This window comes from Aliirhizobium cellulosilyticum (genome assembly GCF_014198105.1).
Taxonomy (GTDB): Bacteria; Pseudomonadota; Alphaproteobacteria; order Rhizobiales; family Rhizobiaceae; genus Neorhizobium; species Neorhizobium cellulosilyticum.
In genome coordinates this window covers 1,056,530-1,082,069 of sequence record NZ_JACIGW010000002.1, presented here as the reverse complement: position 1 = coordinate 1,082,069, position 25,540 = coordinate 1,056,530, and the positions used below count along the sequence as shown (strand labels likewise).

General features: G+C 58.7%; 27 protein-coding genes and 1 other RNA gene. 12 read left to right on the top strand and 16 right to left on the bottom strand.

Annotated features, from left to right (window positions below; genetic code table 11):
• Positions 1–9: 9 nt before the first annotated feature.
• The gene (locus tag GGE33_RS14030) at positions 10–1,896 is read right to left on the bottom strand and encodes a DNA polymerase III subunit gamma/tau (protein WP_183824164.1); all 1,887 of its coding nucleotides are present in this window, start codon (positions 1,894–1,896) and stop codon (positions 10–12) included.
• A 90-nt stretch (positions 1,897–1,986) separates the two neighbouring features.
• Positions 1,987–2,083, bottom strand: an RNA gene (gene ffs, locus GGE33_RS14025) — signal recognition particle sRNA small type.
• Between the two features lie 99 nt (positions 2,084–2,182).
• Here ffs and GGE33_RS14020 point away from each other — a divergent pair.
• The 4 genes from GGE33_RS14020 to GGE33_RS14005 all read left to right on the top strand — a co-directional run bounded on the left by GGE33_RS14020 (position 2,183) and on the right by GGE33_RS14005 (position 4,753).
• A complete protein-coding gene (locus GGE33_RS14020) occupies positions 2,183–2,593 on the top strand; it encodes an HIT family protein (protein ID WP_246435993.1) in 411 nt (136 codons plus the stop codon).
• Complete coding sequence (gene nudC / locus GGE33_RS14015; protein ID WP_183823882.1) at positions 2,590–3,567, top strand: NAD(+) diphosphatase; 978 nt, start codon at positions 2,590–2,592, stop codon at positions 3,565–3,567. The genes GGE33_RS14020 and nudC overlap by 4 nt, the downstream gene beginning before the upstream one ends.
• Before the next feature lie 49 nt (positions 3,568–3,616).
• A complete protein-coding gene (locus tag GGE33_RS14010; protein WP_183823880.1) occupies positions 3,617–4,312 on the top strand; it encodes a helix-turn-helix transcriptional regulator in 696 nt (231 codons plus the stop codon).
• A 66-nt stretch (positions 4,313–4,378) separates the two neighbouring features.
• Entirely contained in the window at positions 4,379–4,753 is a 375-nt protein-coding gene (locus tag GGE33_RS14005) for a VOC family protein (protein WP_183823879.1), read from the top strand.
• Positions 4,754–4,849: 96 nt separating this feature from the next.
• Here the strand turns inward: GGE33_RS14005 and GGE33_RS14000 are convergent, their stop codons facing one another.
• Together GGE33_RS14000 and GGE33_RS13995 are read right to left on the bottom strand one after the other, a co-directional pair.
• Positions 4,850–5,713: a prephenate dehydratase gene (locus tag GGE33_RS14000; protein WP_148146201.1), complete on the bottom strand. Its 864-nt coding sequence runs from the start codon at positions 5,711–5,713 to the stop codon at positions 4,850–4,852.
• A 14-nt stretch (positions 5,714–5,727) separates the two neighbouring features.
• Positions 5,728–6,486 carry a 3-deoxy-manno-octulosonate cytidylyltransferase gene (locus GGE33_RS13995; protein ID WP_183823878.1) on the bottom strand — a complete coding sequence of 253 codons (759 nt, stop codon included), beginning with the start codon at positions 6,484–6,486 and terminating at the stop codon, positions 5,728–5,730.
• Positions 6,487–6,655: 169 nt separating this feature from the next.
• Between GGE33_RS13995 and GGE33_RS13990 the strand changes: the two genes are divergently transcribed.
• Positions 6,656–7,237 (top strand): c-type cytochrome, encoded by a 582-nt coding sequence (locus GGE33_RS13990; protein WP_148146199.1) that lies wholly within the window; start codon positions 6,656–6,658, stop codon positions 7,235–7,237.
• A 66-nt stretch (positions 7,238–7,303) separates the two neighbouring features.
• Here the strand turns inward: GGE33_RS13990 and GGE33_RS13985 are convergent, their stop codons facing one another.
• Positions 7,304–8,248, bottom strand: a complete 945-nt coding sequence (locus GGE33_RS13985) for an AEC family transporter (protein WP_148146198.1) — start codon at positions 8,246–8,248, stop codon at positions 7,304–7,306.
• A 317-nt stretch (positions 8,249–8,565) separates the two neighbouring features.
• Between GGE33_RS13985 and GGE33_RS13980 the strand changes: the two genes are divergently transcribed.
• Positions 8,566–9,558: an adenosine kinase gene (locus GGE33_RS13980; RefSeq protein WP_183823877.1), complete on the top strand. Its 993-nt coding sequence runs from the start codon at positions 8,566–8,568 to the stop codon at positions 9,556–9,558.
• Here the strand turns inward: GGE33_RS13980 and GGE33_RS13975 are convergent.
• Entirely contained in the window at positions 9,551–10,090 is a 540-nt protein-coding gene (locus GGE33_RS13975) for an SH3 domain-containing protein (RefSeq protein ID WP_148146196.1), read from the bottom strand. The genes GGE33_RS13980 and GGE33_RS13975 overlap by 8 nt on opposite strands.
• 155 nt (positions 10,091–10,245) lie before the next feature.
• Here GGE33_RS13975 and GGE33_RS13970 point away from each other — a divergent pair, with 155 nt between their 5' ends.
• The gene (locus tag GGE33_RS13970; RefSeq protein WP_183823876.1) at positions 10,246–11,250 is read left to right on the top strand and encodes a 2-hydroxyacid dehydrogenase; all 1,005 of its coding nucleotides are present in this window, start codon (positions 10,246–10,248) and stop codon (positions 11,248–11,250) included.
• 2 nt (positions 11,251–11,252) lie between these two features.
• On the opposite strand, the gene GGE33_RS13965 is transcribed toward GGE33_RS13970, so the two are convergent.
• The 3 genes from GGE33_RS13965 to recF are packed head-to-tail and all read right to left on the bottom strand — an operon-like array spanning position 11,253 to position 13,708.
• A complete protein-coding gene (locus tag GGE33_RS13965; RefSeq protein WP_183824162.1) occupies positions 11,253–11,735 on the bottom strand; it encodes a GNAT family N-acetyltransferase in 483 nt (160 codons plus the stop codon).
• On the bottom strand, positions 11,735–12,529 hold the full coding sequence (locus GGE33_RS13960; protein WP_246435991.1) for a molybdopterin-synthase adenylyltransferase MoeB: 795 nt from the start codon (positions 12,527–12,529) through the stop codon (positions 11,735–11,737). Before GGE33_RS13960 ends, GGE33_RS13965 begins: the two co-directional genes overlap by 1 nt.
• Positions 12,530–12,574: 45 nt before the next feature.
• A complete protein-coding gene (recF, locus tag GGE33_RS13955) occupies positions 12,575–13,708 on the bottom strand; it encodes a DNA replication/repair protein RecF (protein WP_183823874.1) in 1,134 nt (377 codons plus the stop codon).
• Between the two features lie 269 nt (positions 13,709–13,977).
• On the opposite strand from recF, the gene GGE33_RS13950 reads away from it, so the two are divergent.
• The gene (locus GGE33_RS13950; protein ID WP_183823873.1) at positions 13,978–15,477 is read left to right on the top strand and encodes a globin-coupled sensor protein; all 1,500 of its coding nucleotides are present in this window, start codon (positions 13,978–13,980) and stop codon (positions 15,475–15,477) included.
• 75 nt (positions 15,478–15,552) lie between these two features.
• The gene (locus GGE33_RS13945) at positions 15,553–15,759 is read left to right on the top strand and encodes a SlyX family protein (protein ID WP_183823872.1); all 207 of its coding nucleotides are present in this window, start codon (positions 15,553–15,555) and stop codon (positions 15,757–15,759) included.
• A gap of 101 nt (positions 15,760–15,860) precedes the next feature.
• On the opposite strand, the gene GGE33_RS13940 is transcribed toward GGE33_RS13945, so the two are convergent.
• Both GGE33_RS13940 and GGE33_RS13935 read right to left on the bottom strand, forming a co-directional pair.
• Positions 15,861–17,042: a low temperature requirement protein A gene (locus GGE33_RS13940; protein WP_183823871.1), complete on the bottom strand. Its 1,182-nt coding sequence runs from the start codon at positions 17,040–17,042 to the stop codon at positions 15,861–15,863.
• 457 nt (positions 17,043–17,499) lie between these two features.
• Positions 17,500–17,709 carry a cold-shock protein gene (locus GGE33_RS13935; protein WP_112459391.1) on the bottom strand — a complete coding sequence of 70 codons (210 nt, stop codon included), beginning with the start codon at positions 17,707–17,709 and terminating at the stop codon, positions 17,500–17,502.
• Positions 17,710–18,266: 557 nt separating this feature from the next.
• Here GGE33_RS13935 and GGE33_RS13930 point away from each other — a divergent pair.
• Positions 18,267–18,758, top strand: coding sequence for a YbaK/EbsC family protein (locus tag GGE33_RS13930; RefSeq protein ID WP_183824160.1), 492 nt, complete (start codon positions 18,267–18,269; stop codon positions 18,756–18,758).
• A gap of 6 nt (positions 18,759–18,764) precedes the next feature.
• Here the strand turns inward: GGE33_RS13930 and GGE33_RS13925 are convergent, their stop codons facing one another.
• The 5 genes from GGE33_RS13925 to GGE33_RS13905 form a co-directional block, all read right to left on the bottom strand.
• Positions 18,765–19,133 (bottom strand): hypothetical protein, encoded by a 369-nt coding sequence (locus GGE33_RS13925; RefSeq protein ID WP_183823868.1) that lies wholly within the window; start codon positions 19,131–19,133, stop codon positions 18,765–18,767.
• A 104-nt stretch (positions 19,134–19,237) separates the two neighbouring features.
• The gene (locus GGE33_RS13920; protein WP_148146188.1) at positions 19,238–19,450 is read right to left on the bottom strand and encodes a hypothetical protein; all 213 of its coding nucleotides are present in this window, start codon (positions 19,448–19,450) and stop codon (positions 19,238–19,240) included.
• A 283-nt stretch (positions 19,451–19,733) separates the two neighbouring features.
• On the bottom strand, positions 19,734–19,931 hold the full coding sequence (locus GGE33_RS13915) for a hypothetical protein (protein WP_183823866.1): 198 nt from the start codon (positions 19,929–19,931) through the stop codon (positions 19,734–19,736).
• A gap of 108 nt (positions 19,932–20,039) precedes the next feature.
• Positions 20,040–20,249 carry a hypothetical protein gene (locus tag GGE33_RS13910; RefSeq protein ID WP_183823863.1) on the bottom strand — a complete coding sequence of 70 codons (210 nt, stop codon included), beginning with the start codon at positions 20,247–20,249 and terminating at the stop codon, positions 20,040–20,042.
• A gap of 114 nt (positions 20,250–20,363) precedes the next feature.
• Complete coding sequence (locus tag GGE33_RS13905; RefSeq protein ID WP_148146185.1) at positions 20,364–20,546, bottom strand: hypothetical protein; 183 nt, start codon at positions 20,544–20,546, stop codon at positions 20,364–20,366.
• A 291-nt stretch (positions 20,547–20,837) separates the two neighbouring features.
• Between GGE33_RS13905 and GGE33_RS13900 the strand changes: the two genes are divergently transcribed.
• Both GGE33_RS13900 and dnaK read left to right on the top strand, forming a co-directional pair.
• Positions 20,838–23,408, top strand: coding sequence for a transglycosylase domain-containing protein (locus GGE33_RS13900; protein WP_183823861.1), 2,571 nt, complete (start codon positions 20,838–20,840; stop codon positions 23,406–23,408).
• A gap of 218 nt (positions 23,409–23,626) precedes the next feature.
• Positions 23,627–25,525, top strand: a complete 1,899-nt coding sequence (gene dnaK / locus GGE33_RS13895) for a molecular chaperone DnaK (protein WP_183823859.1) — start codon at positions 23,627–23,629, stop codon at positions 25,523–25,525.
• Positions 25,526–25,540 lie beyond the last annotated feature (15 nt).

Genomic DNA, 25,540 nt, shown 5'->3' with positions numbered 1-25,540 from the left:
CTTCTTCTCTTATAGCTCGATGTCGTCGCCGGGCAGGATATCGCCCTCGGCGGATTCCGCGATGGCCGGCGCCGGCGCATCCTCGACCTCGTTGTCTTCCTCAAGCACACGGATCCTGACGTCGGTGATCTTGGCGCCCGGAAATTGCGACAGGATCGCTGCGACATCCGGATCGGCGCGCGCATCGGTCATCCGTGCTTCGCGAGCGCTGGCATCAGCCTCCACCAGCGTCGGCTCGCCTTCGTCCTTGCTGAGCATAACTATCCAGTGGATGCCGGTCCATTCCTTCAGCTTGACGCCGAGTTCACCGGGCAGCGTGCCGGGACCGCCATCCGTCATGCGGATATCGAGGCGGCCGGGCTCGATCTTCACCAGCCGGACGAAATTGCGCACCAGCGCCTTCAGCCTCGGGTCGCGGTTCTCGGTGCAGAGGTCAACGACATCGTGCAGCGAACGGACGGCAACCTTCGGCTCCGGCCTCTCGGACGGGCGTTCCTCGATGCGGCCGACGGGCATTTCCCGTGTCGTCGTGTTCGGCACCGCCTGCAGCATGGCCGTCGGTCCGCCGGAAGGAGCGCGCTGGCCGCCATCAAAGCCGCGGGCGTTGACGATCGTCTGCTGCGCCATCTGCGGGCCGCGCCCGCCGCCATTTCCGCCGCCGCCATTGGGCGTCGGCTGGCCATCGCCATTGGCAAAATCAGCAAGCCGCCGCGCCGCATCTTCGGGGGAGGGAAGCGATGCCGCATGCGTCAGCCGGATCAGCACCATTTCGGCAGCACCTGCCGGGCGCGAAGAGCTTTCCGCTTCCGGAATACCCTTCAACAGCATCTGCCAGATACGCGACAGCGCGCTGACCGCAACATTTTCGGAAAACTCCTGGCCGCGCACGCGCTCCACTTCGCTCAGCGAAGGATCGTCGGCAGCTTCGGGAATATATTTGAACCGGGTGACCAGATGGGTGAAATCGGCCAGATCCGTCAGGACGACGACCGGATTGGCGCCGGCCTCGTATTGAGCGTTGAATTCGGAAAGTGCAGCCGTGATATCGCCCTTCACGATATGCTCGAACAGGTCGACGATGCGGGCGCGGTCGGCAAGGCCCAGCATGCCGCGCACGGTATCCGCATGCACGCTGCCGCCGCCATGGGCGATCGACTGGTCGAGCAGCGAAAGGCCGTCGCGGGCGGAGCCTTCGGCGGCACGCGCGATCATCGCCAATGCTTCCTGCTCGGCAGGCACGCCTTCCTTCTCCAGAATGGTGGTAAACAGGCCGACCAGATCGGCAGCGCTGATACGGCGCAGATCAAAACGCTGGCAGCGGGAAAGGACAGTGATCGGAACCTTGCGGATTTCCGTCGTCGCGAAAATGAACTTCACATGTTCCGGCGGCTCTTCGAGTGTCTTCAACAGCCCGTTGAAGGCCTGCGTCGAGAGCATGTGCACTTCGTCGATAATATAGACCTTGTAGCGCGCCGAAACCGGGCGATAGCGCACCTGCTCGATGATCTCTCTGATATCGTCGATACCGGTATGAGACGCAGCGTCCATCTCGATCACGTCGACATGCCGGCCTTCCATGATCGCCTGGCAATGTTCGCCGGGTTCACGCAGGTCGATCGTCGGGCGGTCGATTTCGGCCGTCTTGTAGTTAAGTCCGCGGGCGAGAATTCGTGCGGTGGTCGTTTTTCCCACCCCGCGTACGCCCGTCAGCATATAGGCCTGGGCGATACGGCCGGTCTCGAACGCATTCGTCAGCGTCCGTACCATCGGTTCCTGACCGACCATCAGGTCGGAGAAATCCTTCGGCCGATACTTGCGGGCGAGAACCCGATATCCCGTGCTGCCCGAAGGGGCAGGGGATGAGGGATTGATTGATGTCGGCCCGCTGTCGCTCATAAGGTCCTGACTATAGGCCCTCGGGCCTGTACGGGCCATTCCGGCAGTCAGGCGATCTTGACCGGACCGGGCGTTGACCAAGATGAGAAGGTGGGAGGCTGGCACGGCGACCCGTGCCTGGCTCGTTAGGGCTGCTTCCTTCCGGACCTGACCCGGTTGGCGAGTGGCTCGTCCACCACCAACCTCCCGCCGCACATATCGGCAATAATGCTTCCAAATGCAAGCCAACCCTGTAAAAAACTGTCAGTATCGAAAATCACAACACCGAAAATGCCGGGAGGATCGCTTGAGCGCCTTTGAACTGGATCCACGGCTTGCCAGGGATACCGAGCTTGTGGAGAGCTTCGGCCTCTGTCAGCTCAGGATGATGAAGGACAGCCGCTGGCCTTGGTTCATGCTGGTGCCGCAGCGCAATGATGTGAGCGAGCTGTTCGAGCTGACGCCGCTCGACCAGGCGCTTCTGACCTTCGAGACCAATATGGTGGCGGCCGCGCTGAAAAAGGCGACAGGGGCCGAAAAGATCAATGTGGCTGCGATCGGCAATATCGTTCGCCAGCTGCATGTGCATATCGTCGCACGGTTCGACCGTGACCCGAACTGGCCGGGACCGATCTGGGGTTATGGCCAGGCGGAACCTTATGAAGATACAGCCAAGCAATTATTGATCAAAAGCCTGACGGAAAATCTCGTATCATGACAAGAAAACTTTTCGAGACGGATGCGCCCCATCCGGAGCCCGGCAACCTGACGGCCTTTTCCGGCAACAGGCTCGACCGTCGGGGCGAATATCGCGCCGACGACTGCGTTAGCGAGGCGCTGGCGATCGAGGGGACCCATATTCTCGCCTTCGCCGGTGCAAAGCTCATCCTCAAACATGACGAACAGGTTCTGGACCCGCTTTTCGCGGCTTACGAACTGGCGGAACTGAAGCCCGATTTCGACAATGCCATCCTGCTCGGCTACCGCGAAAACGGTGAGCCGCGCGTGGCGATTCCCGTTAATGTCCCGGCGGAAGAACTTGCCGGCCAGTACAAGCCCACGGATGCCCGCGCGCTCTACCGCGAAGCGCTGATCGACGCGGAGCTGCAGGGCGAGGTCGCTCAGGCGATCTCGCTTCTCTCCTGGAACGCGGCCAACCGCTTCTGCGGCAAATGCGGCTCGCCGACTGAAATGAAGATCGGCGGCTACAAGCGCGTCTGCACCCAGTGCCAGCACATGATGTTTCCTCGCACCGATCCGGTCGTCATCATGCTGACGGTCGATGTCGAGAACGATCGCTGCTTGCTCGGCCGCAGCCATCATTTTCAGGAGGGCATGTATTCCTGCCTCGCCGGTTTCGTCGAACCGGGCGAAACGATCGAGCATGCGGTTCGCCGCGAGACGGTCGAGGAATCGGGCATCGAGGTCGGTCGCGTGCGGTATCACGCTTCCCAGCCCTGGCCCATGCCGCACTCGCTGATGATTGGCTGTTATTCGGAAGCGATTTCGACAGAGATCACCATCGATCCGCAGGAAATGTCGGATGTCCGCTGGTTTACCCGTGACGAAGTCAGGCACATGCTCGACGCCGGCCCGGATACAAAACCCTTCGGCCCTGCCAGCGGCGCGATCGCCTATCGGCTGATGAAGGACTGGATCGATTGGCCGTATGAGCAATCGGGCGTCGCTTGAGTAACAGTTCCGTGGCCTGTGCGAGCAGGCTAGAAATCGGAGGCACCTGATGACAGTGGCCCGCTCGGAGCGTCTTCTGGTGCTTCTGCAGGTCATGCGGCGGTATCGGCAGCCGGTCAGCGGTGCGACGCTTGCCGCCGAAACCGGCGTCAGCCTCCGCACGCTCTACCGTGATATCGCCAGCCTGCAGGCACAAGGGGCCTTGATCGAGGGGGAAGCCGGGCTCGGCTACATCCTGAAGCCCGGTTTCATGCTGCCGCCGATGATGTTTTCGCAAGAGGAGATCGAGGCTCTCGTGCTCGGCTCCCGCTGGGTTGCGAAAATGGCTGATCCGATACTCGCGGCCGGCGCCGTGGACGCGCTGCAGAAGATCGCCGCAGTCCTGCCGGTCGAACTCAGCGAAGAGATCGATAATTCCACTTTGCTCGTAGCAGCGCCACGAAACAGAGAAGACAGGAGCGATCTGGCGATGATCCGCAAGGCGATCCGCGCCGAACACATGCTCGACCTCGCCTACAGGGATGAAAAGGGCGCGCTGACCGAGCGCCGCGTCTGGCCTTTTGCGCTCGGTTTTTTCGATAGCGTGCGGGTTATGATCGGCTGGTGCGAGCTGCGACAGGGATTTCGCCATTTCCGCACGGACCGCATCGTCTCCGCGGTCTCGACAGGAAAGCGTTACCCGCGCCGCCGCCCGGCACTGCTGAAAGAGTGGCGACGGTCAGAAGGCATTTCCGCGCCCGGCTAGGGCTGCTGACAGAATTTGACAGCATGATGCGATAGATTCGGGTCAGTCTCAACAAGGAGCACTGACATGGTTCACCCTGATTTCACTATTCTTTTCGTCGATAATCCGTTCGTAAGCGCCGCATTTTACCGCGATCTGCTCGGTGTCGAACCAGTGGAAAGCTCGCCGACATTCGCGTTGTTTATCCTGTCCAACGGCATGAAGCTCGGTCTGTGGTCGCGCCACACGGCACAGCCGGCGGTGACCGCGGGAAGCGGCTCCATGGAAATCTGCTACCGGCTCGAAAAAACCGCTGATGTCGATCGCACCTATAGCGATTGGGCGAAGAAGGGCCTGCGCGTGCTGCAGACACCGGCGGAACTGGACTTCGGCTATACCTTCGTCGCGACCGATCCCGATGGTCATCGCCTGCGCGTCTATGCCAGGAGCGAAACGGCCTGAAACACAAAAGGCGGCGTTGAACACGCCGCCTTTTGCAAATCCCTTACTAGTCTTAGTCTTCCGATGCCTCGTTCCGGCTTGGCGCGTTGAAGCGCCTTATGCTTTCTGCAGCGCGCCGCGCATCGGGTGTCCCTTGTAGCTGCCGAGGATGCGGACCTTTTCCGAGAAGAACCGGAGTTCCTCCAGCGCCCGGCGCACCGGCGCGTCATCCGGATGGCCTTCGATATCGGCATAGAACTGGGTGGCGACGAACTTGCCACCCAGCTGGTAGCTTTCGAGCTTCGTCATGTTGATGCCGTTGGTCGCAAAACCGCCCATCGCCTTGTAGAGGGCTGCCGGGATGTTGCGCACATTGAAGACGAAGGTCGTGACGATCACGTCTTCCGGATTGTTCCGTTGTACCCACTTCTCGTCGCGCGACAGAACGACGAAGCGGGTTACGTTGTTTTCCGTATCCTCGACGTTTTCGGCCAGGATCTCGAGCTTGTAGAGATCCGCGGCAAGCCGCGGCGCAAGTGCCGCCATCGAGTGATCGCCCTTTTCAGCCACCATCTTGGCAGCCCCCGCCGTATCGCCGGCAACAACGGCTTTCCAGCCGTTCGAGCGGATGATTTTGCGGCATTGGCCCAGCGCATGGATATGGCTGTGAACCGTGCGGATCTCGTCATGCTTCACACCCGGCAGAACCATCAGCTGGAAGCGAATCGGCATGAAATATTCACCGATAATATGCAGCCGCGATTCCGGCAGCAGCGTGTGGATGTCCGCCACGCGCCCGGCAATCGTGTTCTCGATCGGGATCATCGCCAGATCGGCCTCGCCGCTTTCGAGCGCCTGGAAGGCATCTTCGAAGGTCGCGCAGGGCAGCGGCTCCATATCGGGAAACATGTCGCGGCAAGCCATGTCGGAATTGGCGCCGTAGTCGCCCTGGAAGGCAATGCGATTGGTCAGCGTGGTCATCGGGTGCCTCTTTTTCAGGATTGGCGCGACGTCAGGATTGCACGGGCTTTCTCAAGGTCGGCAGGGGTGTCGACGCCGAGCGGGATCGAGTGCACGATTTCGGCATCGATCCGCATGCCGGCCTCGAGTGCCCGAAGCTGCTCCAGCCGCTCGCGCATTTCCAACGGGGACGGGCCGAGCGCGACGAATTTTTCCAGAGCCGCGCGGCGATAGGTGTAAAGGCCGATGTGATGGTAAAGCGGGCCATCACCATAGGGAGCGGTCGCGCGGGTGAAATAGAGTGCCTTCAGCCGGGTTTCGGAAATCGGCGAGCCGACGATCTTCACCACATTCGGATTGGTTTTCTCGTGTTCGTCGGTGATTTCGACGGTCAGAGTCGCGATATCGGTCGAGGGATTGTCGAGAAGCGGTCGAAGTGAAGCACGTACCACGTCCGCCTCGATCGTCGGCAGGTCGCCCTGGACGTTGATGACGAATTCCGCCTTGCCATCCGGGTCGGCCTTCTGCAGCGCCTCGTAGATGCGATCCGAGCCGGACTGGTGATCCTGGCGGGTCATGACGACATCGAAACCGGCTGCCTTGACGACATCGAACACGGCCTGATCGTCGACCGCCACGACAACGCGCCCGGCTTTTGCTTCCTCGGCGCGCTTTGCCACCTGAACGATCATCGGCAGGCCGGCGATGTCGGCGAGCGGCTTGTTCGGCAGTCGGGTCGAGGCCATTCGGGCCGGGATCAGGACCAGTGTTTTTTCTGCTGCCGGTTGTGTCATCGAAGGCCTTCTATTCTCGCGTCAAGAGTGTCAAATAGTCTCATGCGGCGCGTTTTGTTTCCAATTGCAACGATTTGGCAAAAGACATAGCTTCCGCGCGATTGCAAGATGGCCGTTTGTACCGCAAGTTGGTCCAGAGGGTAGTCAACGAGATGGGAAGGAGCTCTGGATGAACCCCTACGTGAATATGTCGGTTGGTGCGTTGCTTGCCACTGTTTTCGTGATGATGTCGGTTTCGATCGCTTCGGAGGGGATTTTTCACTCTCCCGTTCCTGAAAAGGAAGGTTTCGCGATTGCCGCTGCGGAGGAAGCATCGGGCGGCGAAGCAGCCGGCGCAGAAGCCGCACCCGCTGCCGTGCCTGTTGGCCAGCTCATGGCGAGCGCAGATGCCACCGCCGGCGCCGCCGTTTTCAAGAAGTGTCAGAGCTGTCACTCCATCGAGAAGGGAGGGCCGAACAAGGTTGGTCCTGACCTCTGGGGTCTTGTGAACCGTCCGGTCGCTACGCACGAGGGTTTTTCTTATTCTGCTGGGATGAAGGATTTTTCCAAGGGTGGCCAGGAAACCTGGACCTTCGATCATCTCAACCACTTCCTTGCCGGCCCGAAGGCTTATGTAAAGGGCACGGCCATGGGCTTTGCCGGTATCAAGAACGACAAGGAGCGCGCCAATCTGCTCGCCTATATACGCGAGCAGTCCGACAGCCCGGCGCCGCTGCCGGATCCGAACGCACCGGAACCAGCTACGAACTGATTTTACTTCTTGAGTTCCTAAGAGATAACGCCCGGCTCAGCCGGGCGTTTTGCATTCTGCCTCCGGTCAGGAAAGCAGCCAGGCCCACATGCTGACGGAGATGACACCGAAAGCGGTTGTGATGCTGATGACGGAAGCGGCAAGGCTCTGGCTGGAGCGGAAACGCTGTGCAATCAGCCAGGCATTGATGCCTGTCGGAACGGAAGAGGTCAGAACCAGCGCAGCGGTCCAGTCCGGCCGTAGGTTCAGTAGCTGGCAGGCCGCAAATACGGACGCCGGCATCAGGAATAGCTTGAGCACGGCCGCGGTAGAGGAGAGCCCCAGATCGCCCTTGATCGGATAACGCGTCAGCGCCATCCCGATCGAAATCAGTGCGGCCGGGCTGGCAGAGCCGGCAATCTGGTCGACGACCAGGGCAACTGGTGCGTTCATTGACAGGCCGGAAAGATTGAAGGCAAGTCCGAGTGTCAAGGCGATGACGAGCGGATTGCGCGCAAGGTTTGTCCCTACCTGCTTGAGTACGGCGACAATACCGCGGGCAGCCGTGCCATCTACCTTGGCTGAGGCGCTTTCCATAAGCACCGTACCGACAATCATCATGATCGGCAGATGGATTGCGAGAAGGATGGAGATGGCAACAAGCCCATCCTGTCCGACGATATGATCGACCAGCGGAAGGCCGATGAAGACATTATTGGCGAAGCTTGCCGACATGCCTGCAATCACGGCAACTTTGGCGTCCCGCCCGAAGGCGCGTTTTGCCATAAAAGCCCCGATGGTCCAGGTGATCGCGACACCTATAAAATAGGCGGTCCACAGTCTGAAGGGCGAAACGCCTTCGAAATGCGCGGTTGCTAGCGTGCGGAAGATCAGCATGGGAACGGCGATCTTGAAGACAAATTCGCCCAGCGCATCACCGGTCTCCGCTTTGAGAAGTCCGGATTTGGCGATCAGCCAGCCGAGCAGAATGAGAATGAAGACCGGGAGGACATTGGCGAGGACGAGCGACACGGTAGGACCTTGGAATATTCCGATCCTATGCGTCTAGCGCATAAGCTTCCGAGCAACAAATGCATATATGCAACCGTGCTCTGATCCAGATCTATAATGGAATGAAAAATCCGGCAGTCAGCCGCCAGTACATCCGTGGCAGCCAACCTTACCGGACGGGATCAACATATGCGAAAACCGTGACGGCCAGATGACAGATGATAAACCTGAACCAACTCGATGCACGGCTGGGATGGATGCAAGAACATTTGTTCTTCCCTTGGGCGGAAAAGGCCACTACCCATGGCGCAGCTTGAACGCAAAAGGATGAAGAGTGAATGCCAAAGTTCGACGTGCTGACCATCGGCAACGCCATCGTCGATATCCTCGCCCGTTGCGAGGATTCGTTTCTTGAAGACAATGCGATCATCAAGGGCGCCATGAACCTTATCGATGCCGAGCGCGCCGAATTTCTTTATTCAAAGATGGGACCTGCGGTCGAGGCGTCGGGTGGTTCGGCCGGCAATACCGCTGCCGGCATTGCAGGTTTCGGGGGCAAGGCCGCCTATTTCGGCAAGGTTGCCGAGGATCAGCTGGGCCAGATCTTCCAGCACGACATCCGCGCGCAGGGCGTTCATTACCAGACAAAGCCTGATGGTCTTCATCCCCCCACGGCTCGTTCGATGATCTTCGTCACGCCCGATGGCGAGCGTTCGATGAACACCTATCTCGGCGCCTGCGTCGAACTTGGCCCCGAACATGTCGAGGAAGAAGTCGTCGCCGAAGCCAAGGTCACCTATTTCGAGGGTTATCTCTGGGATCCGCCGCGTGCCAAGGATGCTATTCGCGAGGCAGCTCGCATTGCCCACGCGCATGGCCGTGAAGTGTCCATGACGCTCTCCGACCCCTTCTGTGTTGGGCGCTACCGCTCGGAATTCCTCGATTTGATGACGTCCGGCACAGTCGATATCGTCTTTGCCAACAAGCACGAACTGCTGTCGCTCTACGAGACGGAAGACTTCGAACTGGCTCTCGGCAAGATCGCCGCAGACTGCAAGCTGGCCGCGGTCACGCTCAGCGAAGAGGGCGCCGTCATCGTTCGCGGTAGTGAGCGGGTAAAAATCGATGCCTATGCAATCGACGAACTGGTCGATACGACTGGCGCCGGTGATCTCTTCGCCTCCGGCTTCCTTTATGGCTACACGCAGGGTCGTTCGCTGGAAGATTGCGGCAAGCTCGGTTGCCTCGCTGCAGCCGAAGTTATCCAGCAGATCGGCCCACGTCCGCTGGTATCGCTGAAAGAGGCAGCAGCCGAGGCAGGCCTTATTTAAAGGCTTCGCCCGGGTAAACGCCCCAGACTTCGCCCTGGGCTACCCAGCCCTCGGCACCACCGGTTTCCGCCTGGCACCAGTCACCGTTGCATTCCTTGATGGTAAGCTGAACGCCCGGCTGAAGCTTGGCTGTGATTGCGGCCGAGCTTTGCGGGTCGCGTCGCATGTTAACATAGATGTCCTGGCCCTTGCCGCGCATCCATGGAGCCGCGACGGCCGTACGCTCGCCCGAAAGCAGCGCCTGGTTCACCCAGCCCTCGGTACCCTCGGCGTCACGCACGCGCCGCCAGTTGTCGTATTCCTGGATGATTTCCATGGGCGTACCTGCCTTCATGTACATCCATGAAACCGCATAGTCGGTGCTCGGCCCGATACGGATATTGACTTTCTTTGATTTCAGGCTGGCAAAACGCGGTAGCGGCAGGCCGCTCGCACCTTTTGCAGCACCCTGTGCATAGACTGGGACGATGGCGGAAAGCGTTGCGATCAGGGGAAAGCAGATGGCTACGATGATGATGATGAGGCGGCGCATTGTGTGGATCCTGACTGACGATCCGCGGATGTGCTTCATGGCCCGTTTGCGAGGTTTTGTTTGTCTTCGCCGGTGGGTCTGCTAGAACGCCCAAGGATAGGATCGACTATCGCGCGACTTGGTTAATGACCTGCTAAAATTGCGGTGGCGGAGCGATGACTGCGAAGAAAAGACCCAGGGTTTATATCACGCGCAAGCTGCCGGACGCCGTCGAGACGCGCATGCGCGAACTCTTCGACGCCGAGCTCAACATCGATGACCGGCCGCGTTCACGCGAAGAGCTTGCTGCTGCGATGGCGAGTGTCGACGTACTTGTACCGACAATCGCGGACAAGATCGATGCCGAGCTTCTGGCCTCAGCAGGCCCGCAACTGAAGCTTATTGCCGGTTTTTCCAACGGTACGGATCACATCGATGTCGATGCGGCGGCTGAGAAAGGCATTACCGTTACCAATACGCCGAACGTCCTGACCGAGGACACGGCGGATATGACGATGGCGCTCATCCTCGCCGTCAACCGTCGCCTTGCGGAAGGCTCTCGTATTCTGACCGACAATCCCGGTGATTGGGCCGGCTGGAGCCCGACCTGGATGCTCGGACGCCGGATCTGGGGCAAACGCATCGGTATTATCGGGATGGGTCGGATCGGCACTGCGGTCGCAAGACGCGCCAAGGCTTTCGGTCTTTCCATCCACTATCACAACCGCAAGCCTGTCAATCAGGCGACCGAGAGCGAACTGGAGGCGACCTATTGGGACAGCCTCGATCAGATGCTGGCCCGTGTCGATATCGTTTCGGTCAATTGCCCGTCGACGCCCGGCACCTTTCATCTTGTGTCAGCCCGGCGTCTGGCGCTGATGCAGCCCACGGCGATCATCGTCAACACGGCGCGTGGTGACATCATCGACGAGATGGCGATGATCAAGCTTCTGCGTGAAGACAAGATCGCCGGTGCTGGTCTCGACGTTTATCAGAACGAGCCCGCGATCAACCCGAAACTCGTCAAGCTTGCGAATGAAGGCAAGGTCGTTCTGTTGCCCCATATGGGTTCGGCCACGATCGAGGGCCGGATCGACATGGGCGATAAGGTCATCATCAATATCCGAGCCTTTTTCGACGGCCACCGTCCGCCGAATCGCGTTTTACCCGGCAGAAACTGAATTCAGGCCGGGATCGGCTCAAGCTGCTTGCGCATCTCGATGAAGGTGACCCTGTCGAAACCCGGATGGGACTTTTCTGCGGTCTTCTGAAATCCCCAACGGCCGAAAGTCGTGTGATTGCCGACAAGCTCGATGCGCGTTTCCAGCCTGAGCGTCGGCAGGTTCATGCTCTGCGCAGTGTCTTCTGCAATGGCAAGCAGCCGGCGCCCGACGCCCTTGCCTTGCTGGCCCGGCGCCACGGCCAGTTTCCCGACATAAAGGCAATCGGTTTCGGGTTTCAGGAACACGCACCCGACCAGACGGGTTTCCTCCAGTGCGGCAAAGGCAATCTCGCTCGTGGCCTTTTGCGCCAGCGAAGCAAGTGTCAGCCGATGCGCCGAGGAGGGCGGATCGACGATCTCGTCCATGTAGGAGAAGGACGAGAGGATAAGTGCCAGCAATTCATCCCAGCGGCCAAAGCCGTTGTCGATCCTGATAATATCGATCATTCTGCCGACGACCTCTTCCTGCGTTTGTATCTGATCGTGTCGAACCGGGCCGAAAGCGCGTCGTAGAGCATAAGGCGGCCGACCAGCGGTTCGCCGATGCCGGTGATCAGCTTTATGACTTCCATCGCCATAAGCGTACCAATGACGCCGGTAAGCGCCCCGACCACGCCGGTCTCGGCGCAGGCCGGGATCAGACCCTCCGGCGGCTTTTCGGGAAACAGGTCGCGATAGGTCGGGTTGAGCACGCCGTCCGTGCTGCTCTCATAGGGCTTGAGCGCCGTCACAGAACCATCGAAGCGCCCGACGGCACCGGTGACGAGCGGGATTTTCGCTGCCTCTGCCGCGTCGGCTGCGGCATAGCGCGTATCGAAATTGTCTGAGCCATCGACGAGCAGATCGAAGCGCGGCAGGTGCTGCATCGCCCATTCGGGCGAAAACCGTTCCTCGAAATCGACGACCCGGACATGCGGATTGAGGCGGGCGATCTTGTCGCGCGCGCTCTTCGTCTTCATTTCACCGATCGTGCCGGAATCATGGATCACCTGACGCTGCAGATTTGAGAGCGACACGCGGTCGTCGTCGGCGATGCCGATCGTGCCGATACCGGCTGCTGCGAGATATTCCAGCACGGGGGCGCCAAGACCACCGGCACCGATCACCAGAACACGGGCGGCTTTCAGCTTCTGCTGGCCGGTTCCGCCGATTTCCGGCAACAGGATATGGCGTTTGTAACGTTCGATCTCGTCCGGCGTCAGGGCCGAGGTCGTTGATCGCGAGGATTGGTTTTCCATAATCGATCTCATAGCACCACCACCTCCATCGGGTAAGCGTCTTCCTTATGCGGTTGACGACGTGACGCTTCCATGGGTGACCGTGAAGAACTGCGCCCGATCGCCGAGTGCGGCAAACATCGATCGGTCGGTGCCGGTCATGAATGCCTGCCCGCCCAGCCCGTCCACCAGATCGAACAATGTCGCCCGCCGCCCCTCATCGAGATGCGCGGCTATTTCATCCAGCAGCAGGATCGGCGCGAAACCCGTCATGTCGGCCGTCAATCTTGCATGGGCAAGAATGAGCCCGATCAGCAGTGCCTTCTGTTCTCCGGTCGAGCATCGCGAAGCCTCGATATCCTTCTCCTGATGGCGCACGAGAAGATCGACGCGGTGCGGGCCTTCGAGTGTGCGGCCGGCGGCCGCGTCGCGCCCGCGGCCGTTGCGCAGAGAGATAAGGTAATCCTCTTCCAGATCAGCTGCCGGGCGATCCATGCCGCCATCCATGAAACCTTCGAGTGCCAGCGCCGGTGTCGGAAACGGTGTGTCTGCGGAATTGACCGAGAGAGACTGCAGCAGGCCCAGCATTTCATGCCGTGCGGCAGCCATGGCTATCCCGAGTTCGGCCATCTGCGTTTCAATCGCCGTCAGCCACGAAGGATCGAAGCGCCCTTCCGAAAGAAGCCTGTTGCGGCTGCGCATGGCGCGTTCGAAATCGCTCGCCCGACGGGCATGGGTGGGATCGAGTGACAGGACAAGCCGGTCGAGAAACCGTCGCCTGTCCGATGACGAGCCGGTAAACAGCCCATCCATCGACGGCGTCAGCCACAACACGTTCAGATGGTCGGAAAGCTCCTCGGTGGATTTGGCCGGCGTGCTGTTGATCCTCAGCTTGCGACTGACGCGTTCGCCGTCTCCAGGTTCTGTTCCGGTGCCGATTGCAACCTCGCCCTGCATTCCATCGAGATCGACGAATATGGCAAAACCGCCGTCCGCACCGACCCGCGTCACGTCGGTCAGCACCGCCCGCCTGAAGCCGCGCCCCGGTGACAGGAAGGATATCGCCTCCATCAGATTGGTTTTGCCGGCACCGTTTTCCCCCGTCAGCACCACATGCCTGCTGTCGAGCGCCAGCGAAGCCGCGGCGTAGTTGCGGAAGTCGGTGAGCTTGAGCCGGGAGATGGAAGTCTTTTGCACCATGGGAAATCGCGGTTTGCCGTTGCACAGGAGCTAAGGATTTGTGCGGCAGAACGCAAGCGATTGGATTGTGAGGCCGGCGGCAGGCAATGTGATGCGCCTCGCAATTTAAGTCTCGAATTATTGTCCGTTAGTATATCGGCAACAAGTTATGATTAATGAAAGCTTAGGGTGATTGGATAATGGCGTATTAAACTTTGGCGCGCATGCTTCATTCAAAAGCGATACCACGTGAATCCGCGAAGCGGCTCAAGATTTAACCGGGGGAAACAATGAGAAGCCAAGACCAGAAGGCAGCACTTGCCGAGCGCCTGAATTTCGTCGGCCTCGGAGAAACGGAACGTCGCCATCTCGCGAACGTCCAGCCGATCGTCAAGGACGCTGTTGGTCCGGCGCTCGACGCTTTCTACCAGAAGGCAAAGGCGCATCCTCACACTGCAAAATTCTTTTCCAGCGACGCTCATGTCTCTCATGCCAAGGAGCGTCAGGCCAGCCACTGGGACGTGATCTCGTCCGGCCGTTACGATGGAGATTATGTCGAGGCGGTTTCCGCCATCGGCAGGACCCATGCCCGGCTTGGTCTGGAGCCACGCTGGTATATCGGCGGTTATGCTCTCATTCTCGACGGTATCATTCGCGCAGTCATTGCCAGGGAGATGAAGGGCTTCTTCCTCGACAAGAAGGCTGGCGTGCTGGCCGATCACCTTTCGGCAGTCGTCAAGGCGGCTATGGTCGATATGGACTATGCCATTTCGGTTTATCTGGAAGCGCTGGAAGACGGCCGCAGGAAAGTCGAAGCCGAACGTATAGCTGCCAAGCAGGAGCAGGATGGTGCTCTGGATGCGCTGGGCCAGGCGCTGAAAAGTCTTTCAGGCGGGGATCTGACAGCAGAGCTTCATCAGGAACTGGCACCGAATTTTCATGCGCTGAAGACGAATTACAATTCCTCCATTGCGGCACTCGATGCGGCTATGGGAGAAATAAACCAGTCCGTCGGACAGGTCCGTGCGGAAGTCGGCGATATCTCGTCCGCTGCCGACAACATGGCCAAGCGCACCGAGCAGCAGGCCGCATCGCTCGAAGAGACTGCGGCAGCGCTTGAGCAGATCACGTCGCTCTCCGGCCAGTCGGCGCGGCGGACGCAGGAAGTGCAGAGCATCATCCGCGAATCGGCATTGGAGACCCAGAAGAACGGAGAGGTTGTCCATCAGGCGATCTCCGCCATGGACGATATTGCCGAATCGTCACAGAAGATGACCCAGATCATCGGCGCCATCGACGAGATTGCGTTCCAGACAAACCTCCTGGCATTGAATGCCGGTGTCGAGGCGGCGCGTGCCGGCGAGCAGGGCAAGGGTTTTGCAGTAGTTGCTCAGGAAGTGCGTGAACTGGCACAGAGATCCGCTGCTGCTGCCAAGGAAATCAAGGAACTGATCGATCGCTCCGCCGGTGACGTGCAGCGCGGCGTCGGTCTCGTCAACCGGGCCGGTGAAGCGCTGACCGGCATCGGCACGCGGGTGAAGGCGATCGACGAACATATAACCCTGATCGCCCATTCGGCACAGGAGCAGGCATCCGGCATCGATCAGATCAATGCGTCCGTCCGCAGCATGGACCAGATCACCCAGCAGAATGCTGCGCTGATGGAAGAAACGAATGCCGCAGCCCAGAGCCTTGTCGGCATCAGCGGCAGTCTTGCGGCGCTGGTGATGCGTTTCAGAACGAGCGGTTCGGCAAGTGTTTATCAGGAGCGTTCCAGGCTCCGTGCCTGATCGAAGGCTGGACCGCGCCCAAGGCATCCTCTACATCCCCGACTAGACAGGTTGGAAGATGAGAGGATTGCCGCCGTGAGCGACGAGACGAGACTGGTGCAGCTGGAAGAACTCGCTGCCCATCAGGCCAAGGTGATCGATGAACTGTCCGACCAACTTGCCGAGCAATGGAAAGTGGTTGAGCAGACCCGTGCCAAACTCGATCGGTTGACCGAACGGTTTCTGACACTGGAGGAATCGACCCGCGAGGCGGCGCCAGTGACGAGGCCTCCGCATTACTGATCAGAGCAACTCCGGCAAACGCGGGACTGGTCCTGTGCTCGCAACTGCTTGGAAGCAAATAGATAGAGTGGTTTCGTATTTCGAGGAAAGGCGAAAAAACCTTAAGCAGACGCACGGCGAAATCGCCTGAGCGCTATATATTCCCAGAGCGCTACGCCAAGAAGAATGGCGGCGGCCATAAGCTGAAGCAGGAAATTTTCTGCGTAGGGAACAAAAACAAACCCCGCGAGAATGGCTGTGATCCCGGTGCAATGTGACCACGGCACGCTGCGGGACGATACCGTCTTCATCCATAGGGTGCCGGCAAGAAACAGCAGCGGGCCGCCGAGAATTGCCAACGCGTTGGCGTGATCACTCTGGTTGTGGGGATGCGTGAGTGTGAAATCCTCTCCCACCGCGGTCAGGATAATGCCTGCTACGATCGGTAGGTGCCCGTAGGTGAAAAGATGGTCGGCTGTGTTTTGCGGCTCGGTCGCATCTTCCGCTGTGTCTGCGGCGCGTTCCTGTCCGTCGTGGAAATAAATCCACCACATCAAAACGGTTGTCAGGAATGCCAGGACGAGAACCAAAAAGATGATGCTACCCTCATCGGCGTGGTCAGAGGCGGTCTTGCCGGTGGTGATGATCGTTTCGCCGAGCGCGATAATGACAAAAAGGGCGCATCGTTCGGCGAGGTGTTCGCCGTTTACATCAAGTGTTTCGGCAGGCGAGGCGCCGATCCCCGGCGTCCAGTAGCGAACGAGGGGTGCCGAATATTCGATTGCCAGTGCTGCGATCCAGAACACGGCGCGGCTTTCCGGACTGACGAGACCGCCAGCGACCCAGAAAGCGCTGGAGACGAGCAGCCACATCGTGATGCGCGCGAATGTCATGAACGACCTGGCGTCGGTCCCTTTGAATGCATAGAGCGCGAACAACGAACGGCTGAGCTGCATCGCCGCATAGGCCAGTGCGAAGACCAGCCCCGCCTCACCAAAGGCTTTGGGAAGGGCAATCGCCAGTACGATACCGAGAAACATCAGCCAAAACAGAAGCAATCTCACCGGCACGACTTCGGCATCGAGCAGGTTGGTCACCCATGTCGTGTGGATCCACACCCACCAGAGTGCGAAAATGAAGATCAGGGCATCGAATGCAATCCCAAAGGAGAAATCCGATGCCAGCGTCTGTGACAGCTGGATCAGCGCGAAGACAAAAACAAGGTCGAAAAACAGTTCGGGAAAGCTGGCCTTGGTCGATTCGGCGTCGTCCTTGCGCAACCAGTGATGTTTGCCTTCAGCCATTCTCGTTTTTATCCTTCATTGCATGGCAAGCCGAAGGAGGGATTTAGGGCGGCGAATCATAAGTGGAGAGGATGGTCGGGAATATTTGCTGGGCTACAGGGGGTAGAAAAACAAAAAGGCCGGGGCAAGCCCGACCTTTCCAATCCCGTTCATTGTGCCAGTACATCCGTGGTCACGTCAAACGGGTCAAGCATTCCGTCTCGGCTGCGTTTCTGATCGTTATGACCGCGCAGCTCTGTGGCACTCATCATCTCTGAAACAGGTTAATCGATCGTTAAGTGAATCCATTACCCGTTTCGAAATGGCACGGTTGACCGCATTCGCCTCAGTATTTGTCGTAAATGCCGTTGGGTTTTAAATGGGATGGCGCTCAGGTCGTTTCAAGACGTCGCCGGGACCGATAAGTGACGGTGATCTGGAAGCTCGCGGCGACCGGGTCGCCGCGAGCAAAGCTTTATTAGGCAGCCTGCAGCTGGTCAGCAGCAACCTTGCCGGAACGGCGGTCCGTTACCAGCTCGAAGGAGAGCTTCTGGCCGTCCTGAAGCTGGCCGAGGCCTGCACGCTCAACAGCGGAAATGTGAACGAAAACGTCCGCACCGCCATCATCAGGAGAAATGAAGCCGTAACCCTTGGTCGCATTGAACCACTTAACTGTACCCGTCGCCATATCGATGCCTTTCTTTGCAATGACCGACAGCCCCTCCCGGAAACCGGAAGGAACAGATTGAACTTCGAACTTTGCAGAGTAGAACGTCGCAAGCGTGGCAGTAGCCCGGTGCTGGCCATCAGACAAATTTCGATCATACGCACTTAGGGCTTGCCCCAATGTTCGTCAAGATTGATGCGATGCTGCGGGTACGTATCGGGTTGACACTGCAATCTTTAAGGGTAATCGCAAAGGTCTATATATATCAACGGCTTGATGGTTAGAAGCCAGCATTCAATGTGCTAGGTCGTACTCTAGATCGCTGTGATAAAGGCATTAAATACAGAAAACCCGGCGCGGGAGGAGGTGCGCCGGGTTTCTGAAACTGACCAACAACCGGGAGGAGGAGGTGTTGCTGGTCCCATCGAGGACACTGGGAGGAGGAGTGCGTCCGTCGATGATTTGACTATACAGGAGGCGAGCCTAAAAAACAGCCATAATTACGCACCGCAGTATTGCGCGTCGCGCATGGCTGCATACGGCTTGCCTAAGAACGATTCATGCGCAATGTTCGCGACATGAGTCTCCTTTCGGTCCAAGCCTTTTTCGCGCAGCGCGCGCCAAACATCAAAGTAATCGTTACCGAAGCCAGTTCCGCGACGGTTCCTCTGGCTGCTGCCGCACACGGGGTAGAGCCGGATCAAATTGCCAAAAGCATATGTTTGCGCGCTGGCGAGGAAACCATGATCGTAGTGATGGCTAGCACTTCTCGCTTGGACAACAAGAAGTTCCGTTCCCGCTTCGGTACCAAGCCACGCATGCTCGGTGGGGAAGAGGTGGTTGAAATTACCGGCCACCCGGTCGGCGGCGTATGCCCCTTCGGATTGGCTTCGCCGCTATCGGTGTATTGCGACATATCTCTCAAGCGCTTCGACGAAGTCGTGCCAGCTGCCGGTGCTACCAATTCGGCAGTTCGGATCGATCCTGTCCAACTGGTAGAGTTGACGGGCGCCGTCTGGATCGACGTCGCCCAAGATGTCGTTGCGGCTAGTGAAATATCATCGCTGTGAAGGCAATCAGAAGCGGTCGCCCAGATAGCGCTGGTACCATGCCTGCTTGCTTTCCGCAGAGGCCGAAGCGACGGCATAACCGATTGCAAATCCTACCGCACCGATAAGGGTGAATAGCGTTGTAGTCGCCGCTGGGTGTTCTTTGATCGTACCTGCTACCGAATTGGCTTCCGAAGAGACATAATTTGCCGCACTGCTGGCACGATCTGCAACGCGCTCGTAAACCTCGCCAGTCTTTTCCGACATAAGGGCACGCAACCTGGATATCTCGGAACGCAGGCCCTGAATCTCTTCGGCGATTGCGCTGTCGCTCGGCTGATGATCGAACGAAGCGATAGCGTTTTCGCGGGTAAAGCTTTTGACTGACTCTGCCATTCCGGCCTCCATCATCTTGATCCTGGAGACCGTTCAACTTTCGACGCGACGATTAGGTTCCGTGGTCCGTCAAAATACCGCGCAAGAATTGGGACAGACTGCAATCAGCGCGTTTGTATCAACGCGCCGGCCAGAGCTTCCAACTGCTCTTTTTCAGCGGAACCTTTCTGAAGCGAGTTCACCAGAATCAGTGCGAGTGCTTCACCATCAGCGCTCGCCTTGTCGATGCCATGCTCAGCGCATGTTTCATCAAAGACTTGCTGTACAAGGGTGAGCTGTTCCGGATTAACCGGATTTCGGATCAACTGAGTCGGCATCAAACCCTCGCGTCGCGGTTGGGACCCAATGGCAGACAAGTCAGTTCCCGACTTTGCCTGGGCAGGTCAAAAAGCACGAGCACAGCCCTGCTAATTGCAAGCCTGTGTCAGCGAAATGTCCTTACCCGGGGGGCAATCTGATATCCGGTTGATAAAATGGCAACAACAAGTTAGCGCGGGTACGATTTGGGGGTTAAAAAACGCTGCCTGTTTTCTATCGCGATATGTAATCGGGTTCGGGCGGCGCAATACAGCGCTGCCGCCCGAAAGGCCTGAAGCCAATTTAGGCCATGCCAGCCGGATCGCCTGTCGGCAACAGAGCCGGATCGAGAACAGGGTCCTGCGGATCCTTGTTGTCGCCCTTGTCCTGCGCAGGTGTCAGGGGTGGCTTTTCCTGGATCCTGTCCGGCACTCCCCCGGTAGGTGTTGGCCCCCGTGGCGTATCTGCCGTCGGATTGGGGATCGGATCTCTGTTCGGCATCACAACCTCCTTTTCTGGATTTCATAGAACCCAACGGAGATCGGCTGACTAGGTTCCAGCGCTATTGCGGCTTGCTGCGCCGGACAAATGCCCGGCGCAGGGCATCGGTTATGGAGTGGCTTTCTGGCTATCAGCGGCAGGGTCGCTTGGTTGCCCCGCCTGCTTCATCTCCTGCTGCGCTGAAGTGGAAGCAATGCTCGCGGTGGTGATTTCCTTATCCACCGCATTGGAAGCCGTCACTTTATGACCGGCACAATCCGCAAGTGCTGCGGATGACGTGAGGCCCATGACGGCAGCGACGACGAGAAATGTCTTCATGTCCATTCTCCTTTCGCTTGTTGCGCTGAGGAGGATAACAAGTAATGTCCAGCTGCCCAAATCACGAATACGCGTAAGCCTTGTGTAATCGACATGCACCGTCGTAGGACACGGTCACATCAGCTTCTGCAAGACCTCTCTGCCGACAAAGATATCCGTCTTGCCCGCTTCGTGTTCAGGATGGCTGAACTCGAAGACAAGTTTCTCGGACATTTCCAGGGCCTGCTTGAGATTGACGAGTGCTACTGGCACTCGCTGGTCGCCGTTCCGAACGACGGCCTCGAAGATTTTGTTCATGGCTCCCTCCCCGAGCGCTGAACGCGGCAGTCCGGAATTCTTCCCTTTATCTGCCTGACGCATAACTTCAGTAGCCTCTGATATTACCAAATCCGGAATTCTCTGGAAAGCCGTGGTTTTCAAGGTAGAAAGACACGTCTCGAAACAGTTGGCTGAACATCTAGCTATCTTCTTCAGGTTCTGTTTGCCTTTTACCCCTCCTTAAATCGCCGCATTTAGAGTCCAGCGGAAACCTGATGGCAAAAGGCCTGCTGTTTTTCGCAGGCATAAGACGGGAGACCGCCGGCTCGCATGGTAGCCAGAGGCAAATCAGACAAGCGCGTCGAACCTTCCTTCGAAGCATCGCACGACGAAGATCAGGACGAATTTCGCCTTGAGGCTGACGATCGCATTGTCGGTCATCGCAAGGCGTCTAAACGTGCGCCCAAGTCTGATGCGAAGGTCGACACCGCCCGTCGCCAAAAACGGGGAGCCGCAAAATCTGGATCTCGCCGCGGCAGCGGTTCTGCCGGTGGCGGATTATTCGCTCCGTTGCGCAGGCTGATCTACTGGTGTGTCGTTCTCGGTATCTGGAGTGCAATCGGCATAGGTGGCCTTGTGCTTTATTACGGCGCGCAAATGCCTGCGGCCAGCAGCTGGTCGATTCCCGATCGTCCGCCGAACATGAAGATCACTGCGATCGACGGTTCCGTCATTGCCAATCGCGGCGCAACCGGCGGCGAGGCCTTGGCGCTGGAAGAGATGTCGCCCTACCTGCCTCAGGCGGTGATTTCGATCGAGGATCGGCGTTTCTATTCACATTTCGGCATTGACCCGCTGGGTCTTGCGCGTGCCTTCGTCAACAACCTGACCGGCCAGCCGATCCAGGGTGGCTCAACGATTACCCAGCAGCTGGCAAAGAACCTGTTTCTCTCCCCGGATCGCACTTTCGAGCGAAAAATCCAGGAAGTGCTTCTGTCTTTCTGGCTGGAGCACAAGTTCACCAAGGACCAGATCCTCGCCATGTACCTTAACCGGGTTTTCTTCGGTTCTGGTGCCTATGGCGTCGAGGCGGCATCAAGGCGTTATTTCAACAAGTCTGCCCGCGATGTGAACCTCGGTGAAGCGGCGACGCTCGCCGGCCTTCTGAAGGCACCTTCAAGGCTCTCTCCGGCCCGCGATCCGAAAGCGGCCGAAGAGCGTGCTCAGGTCGTCCTCGGTACGATGCGCGAAGAAGGCTACATAACCGACAGCGATTTCAACAAGGCGATGGCGCAGCCGCCTTCCAATGCAAAGAGCTACTGGTCCGGCCCGCAGCATTATGCCGCCGATATGGTCGTGGACGAGGTTAAAAGCCTGATCGGCGAGCCGAAGGTTGATGTCACCGTTGAAACGACGATCGACCTCAAGCTTGAAGAAGCGGCCGACAAATCGCTGAACGACATCCTGAAAAAGGAAGGAGGCAAGCTGAACGCCTCCCAGGCTGCGCTGGTTTCGGTTGACGCGACGGGAGCGATCCGCGCTGTTGTCGGCGGGCGTGATTATGTCCAGAGCCAGTTCAATCGTGCCTTCAAGGCAAAGCGTCAGCCGGGATCGGCATTCAAGCCGTTTGTTTATGCCTCCGCACTCGAAGCCGGTTACGGTCCCGACACGATCGTCAACGACGCGCCGGTGAAGATCGGTAACTGGACGCCAGAAAACTATGAGAAGGAATATAAAGGTCCGGTTCCGCTCTCTTATGCCCTGACACATTCGCTGAACACGGTTGCGGCACAGCTGGTCATGGCCGTGGGACCGGAAAAAGTGGTCTCGATGGCGCATCGACTCGGCGTTGATTCCGATATCCAGCCAAATGCCTCGATTGCACTTGGCACTTCGGAAGTCTCGCTGGTGGAGCTGACGTCATCTTACGCGGCTTTCATGAACGGTGGCTACAAGGCGACGCCGCACATCGTCAAACGCATCACCGATCCGGATGGCAAGGTTCTGTACGAGGCTGATTACAGCAATCCGCCGCGTGTCTTGAGCGAGCCCATCGCCGCCACGATGAACGGCATGATGTCCGGTGTCATTCGCGAGGGTACTGGCAGGGCAGCACGGCTTGACGGCTGGCAGGCGGCCGGAAAATCCGGTACGACGCAGAATTCCCGAGATGCGCTTTTTGTCGGCTTTACCAGCATTCTGACGACCGGTGTGTGGTTCGGCAATGACGACGGCAGCTACATGAAGAGGGTTACCGGCGGCACGTTGCCTGCCAAGGCCTGGAAGGAATATATGACTGTGGCGATGAAGGGATACACGCCGACGCCCTTGTTTGGTTTCGGCAACGGCGCTCAGCTGCCGCCCGCAACCGATCAGCCGCAGTCGCCTTCGACCTCAATCGGCGACATCATTTCCGGTATCCTGCCCGGAGCCTCTCAGGAGCAGCCGGAATATTCGGGCTCTGACAGTTTTCCGCCGGCGCCACCGGCACCTGCCGGCTCGGATATCGTTCGCTCACGCCCGCTGCCGCCGGTGCAGCCGCAGGCAGAGGCTGCCTTGCCACCGGCCCGAAACTTCGATCGGTCGGCTTCACCGCAGCCTCCGGGCGCTATTCCCTGCGCTTATGGCGATAACGCCATTTGCAACAACGGCAATGGTGGCACGGTTTACGACAATCGGCAGCAGCGCCAATATCGCGGCGATACCGACGCCGAACAGGCCGGCGGCTACCGCGATTATCGCCAGTATAAAGGCCCGTATGATTCGCAGGCTCCCTTACCGCCCGGAAGCGTTGGCGGCGGCCCTGTGCCTCCCGGAGATGTCGGCGCTGACGGCGGCCATGTCTACCAGCCGCAGCAAGCTCGCAGGACCACATTGCTTGACGTAATCATGGGCCAGTAATGTCTCCGGCGGCATGCTTGCATGCGTCAGCAGACGAATCGCGCTTTTTGCCGGAAGGCTGGCGATTTCCTGCCTTGCAGTCGGAAAAACCCGTCCTTATATACGCCGCATGACGGCAGCACTGGCTGCCAAGGAATTCAAAAGACCATCCCAGTCGAGGAACTGTCAGTGGAATGCCTTTCGGGGTCCCGACGGTTCGCTTAAAGGAGAGAGAAGATATGGCTAAAGTAATTGGCATCGACCTCGGTACCACCAACTCCTGCGTTGCCATCATGGATGGCAAGGATGCGAAGGTCATCGAGAACGCCGAAGGCGCGCGCACCACGCCCTCCATGGTCGCATTCACCGAAGACGGCGAACGTCTCGTCGGCCAGCCGGCCAAGCGCCAGGCGGTGACTAACCCGACCAACACCCTGTTTGCAGTCAAGCGCCTGATCGGCCGCCGCTTCGAAGACCCGACGGTCGAGAAGGACAAAGGCCTTGTTCCGTTCGATATCGTCAAGGGCGATAACGGCGACGCATGGGTCAAGGCACACGACAAGAACTATTCCCCGGCTCAGGTTTCCGCGATGATCCTTCAGAAGATGAAGGAAACCGCTGAATCCTACCTCGGTGAAAAGGTCGAAAAGGCCGTCATCACCGTTCCGGCATACTTCAACGACGCGCAGCGCCAGGCAACCAAGGATGCCGGCCGCATCGCGGGTCTCGAAGTCCTCCGCATCATCAACGAGCCGACTGCTGCGGCCCTTGCCTACGGCATGGACAAGAAGGACGGCAAGACGATCGCCGTTTACGACTTGGGTGGCGGTACCTTCGATATCTCGGTTCTGGAAATCGGCGACGGCGTCTTCGAAGTGAAGTCGACTAACGGCGACACCTTCCTCGGCGGTGAAGACTTCGACATGCGTCTGGTCGAATATCTTGCAGCCGAGTTCAAGAAGGATCAGGGCATTGACCTGAAGAACGACAAGCTTGCCCTGCAGCGCCTCAAGGAAGCTGCCGAAAAGGCCAAGATCGAACTGTCGTCCTCGCAGCAGACCGAAATCAACCTGCCGTTCATCACGGCGGACGCGTCCGGTCCGAAGCACCTGACGCTGAAGCTGACCCGCGCCAAGTTCGAAAGCCTGGTCGATGATCTGGTTCAGCGCACTGTCGCACCGTGCAAGGCAGCGCTGAAGGATGCCGGCGTTACTGCAGCCGAGATCGACGAAGTCGTTCTCGTCGGCGGTATGAGCCGCATGCCGAAGGTGCAGGAAATCGTCAAGCAGCTGTTCGGCAAGGAGCCGCACAAGGGCGTCAACCCGGATGAAGTCGTAGCCCTCGGTGCTGCCATCCAGGGCGGCGTTCTCCAGGGCGACGTCAAGGACGTTCTGCTTCTCGACGTGACCCCGCTGTCGCTCGGCATCGAAACGCTCGGTGGCGTCTTCACCCGTCTGATCGACCGTAACACCACGATCCCGACCAAGAAGAGCCAAACCTTCTCGACCGCTGACGACAACCAGCAGGCCGTGACGATCCGCGTTTCCCAGGGTGAGCGCGAAATGGCGGCAGACAACAAACTGCTCGGCCAGTTCGACCTCGTCGGCCTGCCGCCGGCACCGCGCGGCATGCCGCAGATCGAAGTCACCTTCGACATCGACGCCAACGGCATCGTCCAGGTTTCGGCCAAGGACAAGGGTACCGGCAAGGAACAGCAGATCCGCATCCAGGCTTCTGGCGGTCTCTCTGACGCCGACATCGAAAAGATGGTCAAGGATGCTGAAGCCAATGCCGAAGCCGACAAGAAGCGTCGTGCAGGCGTTGAAGCCAGGAACCAGGCCGAAAGCCTCATTCACTCCAGCGAGAAGTCGCTGGCTGAATACGGCGACAAGGTCACCGAAGCCGACCGCAAGGCGATCGAAGATGCGATTGCTGCGCTGAAGACCTCGGTCGAAGCTTCCGAGCCGGATGCCGATGACATCCAGGCAAAGACGCAGACCCTCATGGAAGCTTCCATGAAGCTCGGCCAGGCCATCTACGAGGCCCAGCAGGCTGAAGGTGGAGCTGAAGGCGGCAAGGACGACGGTGTCGTTGATGCCGACTACGAGGAAATCAAGGACGACAAGAAGTCGGCCTAAGGCTCCGTTGACGGA

What these genes read in the sequence shown, in the direction of transcription:
- GGE33_RS14030 (WP_183824164.1), bottom strand. Translation starts at nt 1,896, where the DNA reads ATGAGCGACAGCGGGCCGACATCAATCAATCCCTCATCCCCTGCCCCT.
- nudC (WP_183823882.1), top strand. Translation starts at nt 2,590, where the DNA reads ATGACAAGAAAACTTTTCGAGACGGATGCGCCCCATCCGGAGCCCGGC.
- GGE33_RS14010 (WP_183823880.1), top strand. Translation starts at nt 3,617, where the DNA reads ATGACAGTGGCCCGCTCGGAGCGTCTTCTGGTGCTTCTGCAGGTCATG.
- GGE33_RS14005 (WP_183823879.1), top strand. Translation starts at nt 4,379, where the DNA reads ATGGTTCACCCTGATTTCACTATTCTTTTCGTCGATAATCCGTTCGTA.
- GGE33_RS14000 (WP_148146201.1), bottom strand. Translation starts at nt 5,713, where the DNA reads ATGACCACGCTGACCAATCGCATTGCCTTCCAGGGCGACTACGGCGCC.
- GGE33_RS13995 (WP_183823878.1), bottom strand. Translation starts at nt 6,486, where the DNA reads ATGACACAACCGGCAGCAGAAAAAACACTGGTCCTGATCCCGGCCCGA.
- GGE33_RS13990 (WP_148146199.1), top strand. Translation starts at nt 6,656, where the DNA reads ATGAACCCCTACGTGAATATGTCGGTTGGTGCGTTGCTTGCCACTGTT.
- GGE33_RS13980 (WP_183823877.1), top strand. Translation starts at nt 8,566, where the DNA reads ATGCCAAAGTTCGACGTGCTGACCATCGGCAACGCCATCGTCGATATC.
- GGE33_RS13975 (WP_148146196.1), bottom strand. Translation starts at nt 10,090, where the DNA reads ATGCGCCGCCTCATCATCATCATCGTAGCCATCTGCTTTCCCCTGATC.
- GGE33_RS13970 (WP_183823876.1), top strand. Translation starts at nt 10,246, where the DNA reads ATGACTGCGAAGAAAAGACCCAGGGTTTATATCACGCGCAAGCTGCCG.
- GGE33_RS13960 (WP_246435991.1), bottom strand. Translation starts at nt 12,529, where the DNA reads ATGGAAAACCAATCCTCGCGATCAACGACCTCGGCCCTGACGCCGGAC.
- recF (WP_183823874.1), bottom strand. Translation starts at nt 13,708, where the DNA reads ATGGTGCAAAAGACTTCCATCTCCCGGCTCAAGCTCACCGACTTCCGC.
- GGE33_RS13950 (WP_183823873.1), top strand. Translation starts at nt 13,978, where the DNA reads ATGAGAAGCCAAGACCAGAAGGCAGCACTTGCCGAGCGCCTGAATTTC.
- GGE33_RS13940 (WP_183823871.1), bottom strand. Translation starts at nt 17,042, where the DNA reads ATGGCTGAAGGCAAACATCACTGGTTGCGCAAGGACGACGCCGAATCG.
- GGE33_RS13935 (WP_112459391.1), bottom strand. Translation starts at nt 17,709, where the DNA reads ATGGCGACGGGTACAGTTAAGTGGTTCAATGCGACCAAGGGTTACGGC.
- GGE33_RS13930 (WP_183824160.1), top strand. Translation starts at nt 18,267, where the DNA reads ATGAGTCTCCTTTCGGTCCAAGCCTTTTTCGCGCAGCGCGCGCCAAAC.
- GGE33_RS13925 (WP_183823868.1), bottom strand. Translation starts at nt 19,133, where the DNA reads ATGGCAGAGTCAGTCAAAAGCTTTACCCGCGAAAACGCTATCGCTTCG.
- GGE33_RS13920 (WP_148146188.1), bottom strand. Translation starts at nt 19,450, where the DNA reads ATGCCGACTCAGTTGATCCGAAATCCGGTTAATCCGGAACAGCTCACC.
- GGE33_RS13915 (WP_183823866.1), bottom strand. Translation starts at nt 19,931, where the DNA reads ATGCCGAACAGAGATCCGATCCCCAATCCGACGGCAGATACGCCACGG.
- GGE33_RS13910 (WP_183823863.1), bottom strand. Translation starts at nt 20,249, where the DNA reads ATGAAGACATTTCTCGTCGTCGCTGCCGTCATGGGCCTCACGTCATCC.
- GGE33_RS13905 (WP_148146185.1), bottom strand. Translation starts at nt 20,546, where the DNA reads ATGAACAAAATCTTCGAGGCCGTCGTTCGGAACGGCGACCAGCGAGTG.
- GGE33_RS13900 (WP_183823861.1), top strand. Translation starts at nt 20,838, where the DNA reads ATGGTAGCCAGAGGCAAATCAGACAAGCGCGTCGAACCTTCCTTCGAA.
- dnaK (WP_183823859.1), top strand. Translation starts at nt 23,627, where the DNA reads ATGGCTAAAGTAATTGGCATCGACCTCGGTACCACCAACTCCTGCGTT.